This window comes from Streptomyces sp., from assembly GCF_031178505.1.
In the GTDB taxonomy this organism is placed as follows: Bacteria; Actinomycetota; Actinomycetes; order Streptomycetales; family Streptomycetaceae; genus Streptomyces; species Streptomyces gulbargensis.
Genome location: NZ_JAPSIW010000865.1, coordinates 1 through 2,685, shown reverse-complemented (window position 1 = coordinate 2,685; position 2,685 = coordinate 1). Strand labels below are relative to the sequence as shown.

General features: G+C 76.5%; 3 protein-coding genes. All 3 read left to right on the top strand.

Annotated elements, in window-relative coordinates:
* Window positions 1–575 (top strand): ABC transporter ATP-binding protein (locus RIF68_RS33630; protein ID WP_309055260.1); only part of this gene is annotated, 575 nt, incomplete at its 5' end.
* Between the two features lie 4 nt (window positions 576–579).
* Window positions 580–1,809 (top strand): serine hydrolase domain-containing protein, encoded by a 1,230-nt coding sequence (locus RIF68_RS33625; RefSeq protein WP_375165777.1) that lies wholly within the window; start codon window positions 580–582, stop codon window positions 1,807–1,809.
* 86 nt (window positions 1,810–1,895) lie between these two features.
* Window positions 1,896–2,678, top strand: coding sequence for an SDR family oxidoreductase (locus RIF68_RS33620; RefSeq protein WP_309055259.1), 783 nt, complete (start codon window positions 1,896–1,898; stop codon window positions 2,676–2,678).
* The last annotated feature ends 7 nt before the right edge of the window (window positions 2,679–2,685 follow it).

Genomic DNA, 2,685 nt, shown 5'->3' with positions numbered 1-2,685 from the left:
CCGCCGGCGCGGGCTCCGTCACCGTCGCCGGTCTGCCGGTCGGCAAGCGGCACATGGCCGAGATCCGCCGCCGGGTCGGCATCGTCTTCCAGGACCCCGACGACCAGCTGTTCATGCCGACCGTCCGCGAGGACGTGGCGTTCGGCCCGGCCGCCGCCGGGCTGCGCGGCGCCGCCCTCGACGCCGTCGTGCACCGGGCGCTGGAACGGGTCGGCATGGCGGAGTTCGCCGACCGGCCCCCGCACCACCTGTCCTTCGGACAGCGCCGCCGGGTCGCCGTCGCGACCGTCCTCGCCACGGAGCCGGAGATCCTCGTCCTCGACGAGCCGTCCTCCAACCTGGACCCGGCCTCCCGCCGCGAGCTCGCCGACGTGCTGCGCTCGCTGGACGTCACCGTCCTCATGGTCACCCACGACCTGCCGTACGCCCTGGAGCTCTGCCCGCGCTCGGTGATCCTCAGCGAGGGCGTGATCACCGCCGACGGCCCGACCGGCGAGATCCTCGCCGACACGGAGCTGATGGCCCGGCACCGCCTGGAGCTGCCCTTCGGCTTCGTCCCCGGTTCCGTCGCCTGAGACCATGGGAGCCGTTCGTACGAGAGGAAGTGTGGGTCAGGTGGACGTCCAGGGCACGGTGGCGGCGGGCTGGGAGCCGGTCAGGGACGCGTTCCTGCGCAACTTCGAGGGGCGCGGCGAGCGCGGCGCGGCCGTCGCCGTCCACCACGACGGCGTGCCGGTGGTCGACCTGTGGGCGGGTACGCGGGACGCCGACGGTGCCCCCGGCCAGGACGGATCCGGCGGGGCCGCGCCCTGGACCGCGTCCACCGCGCAGGTCGTGCGCTCCGCCACGAAGGGCGTGTCCGCCGCCGTCCCCCTCCTGCTCCACCAGCGCGGCCTGCTCGACCTGGACGCCCCCGTCGCCACGTACTGGCCGGAGTTCAAGGCCGAGGGCAAGGACCGGGTGACCGTACGGCAGCTCCTCGCGCACCGCGCCGGCCTGCCCGTCCTCGACCGCACCCTCACCCTCGCCGAGGCCGCCGACCTGCCCACCGCCACCGCCGCCGTGGCCGCGCAGGCGCCCGCCTGGGAACCCGGCACCGCCCACGGCTACCACCCCCACACCTTCAGCTGGCTCCTCTCCGGCCTGGTCCACCGGGTCACGGGCCGCACCGTCGGCCGCTGGGTCGCCGACGAGATCGCCGGCCCGCTCGGCCTCGACCTGTGGATAGGCCTGCCCGAGGACGAGACGCACCGCGTCGGCCGCCTCGGCCGCGTCGAGGAGACCGAACCCGCCGGCAGCGGCGCCCTCAGGCTCCGCCCCAAGCGCTCGGTCACCGCCGCGTACGAGGACCCGGACTCCCTCACCCGCCGGGCCTTCGACGTCATCGACCCCCGCCCCGACGAGAACGACCCCGCCTACCGGGCCGCCGAACTGCCCGGCTCCTCGGGCGTCGCCACGGCCCGCGCGCTCTCCCGCTTCTACGCCGCCACCCTCGGCCCGGTCGACGGGGTGCGCCTCTTCGCCCCCGCCACCGTCACCCTCGCCCGCACCGAGGAGTCCGCCGGTATCGACCGCACCCTCCTCGTCGGCACCCGCTTCGGCCTCGGCCACATGCTCCACGGCCCGGCCTCGCCCCTTCTCGGCCCCACCTCCTTCGGCCACCCCGGCCGTGGCGGTTCCCTCGGCTTCGCCGACGCCGAGTCGGGCATCGCCTTCGGCTACGTCACCAACGGCATGCGCCGGACGGTCACCGCCGACCCGCGCGCCCAGGCCCTGATCCGGGCCGTCCGCGACTGCCTCCCGGCCTGAGCCCCGCGCCGGGCCCCGCGTCCCGGCGCCTCCCGTCCGGCGGGCCGGTCCTGGCGGGGGGCCGGGTTCGGTGCTGTGATCTCGGCATGGATCTCAGGACACGGTTCGAGGGGTACGGAGTCATGGTCACCGGCGCGGCCCGGGGCATCGGCGCGGCCGTCGCGCGGCGGCTCACCGCCGAGGGGGCCCGGGTGCTCGTCGCCGACGTGGACGAGGAGGGCGCGCGGGAGGTCGCCGGCGGCCTGCCCGGGGCGCTGGCCGTCCGCTGCGACATCGCCGACCAGGCCTCGGCCGACGCGGCCGTGGCCCGCGCGGCGGAGGTCTTCGGCGGGCTGGACGTCCTCGTCAACAACGCCTTCGCCCCGGTCGAGCGGGACCGGGACCGCTTCGAGGACGAACCCGACACCGGCTGGGAGCGGCAGCTGGACGTGACGCTGATGGGGGCCGTCCGGTGCGCCAGGGCCGCGCTGCCGCTGCTGGCGGCGGCCGGCGGGCGCGGGGCCGTCGTCACCGTGGGCTCCGTCAACGCCGAGATGGACTTCGGCGGCCACGCCTACAGCGCCGCCAAGGCCGCGCTCGGCTCCCTCACCCGCACCCTGGCGGGGGACGCGGCCCGCCGGGGGGTGCGCGTCAACCAGGTCAACCCGGGGACGATCGCCACGAGCAGCTGGGCGGGGCGTGAGGACGAACTCGCCGTCCTCGCCGAGCGCGTCTATCCGCTCGGCCGGGTCGGCACCCCCGAGGACGTCGCCGCCGCCGTCGCCTTCCTCGCCTCCCGCGACGCGGCCTGGATCACCGGGACGACCCTGCGGGTGGACGGCGGTGTGCTGGCGGTCAACACCCACTTCGGCGAGGTCCTCGGGCACTGAGCCCGCT

Bases quoted from the DNA above. Each gene is read 5' to 3' on its own strand.
- RIF68_RS33625 (WP_375165777.1), top strand. From the start codon at position 580: ATGGGAGCCGTTCGTACGAGAGGAAGTGTGGGTCAGGTGGACGTCCAG.
- RIF68_RS33620 (WP_309055259.1), top strand. From the start codon at position 1,896: ATGGATCTCAGGACACGGTTCGAGGGGTACGGAGTCATGGTCACCGGC.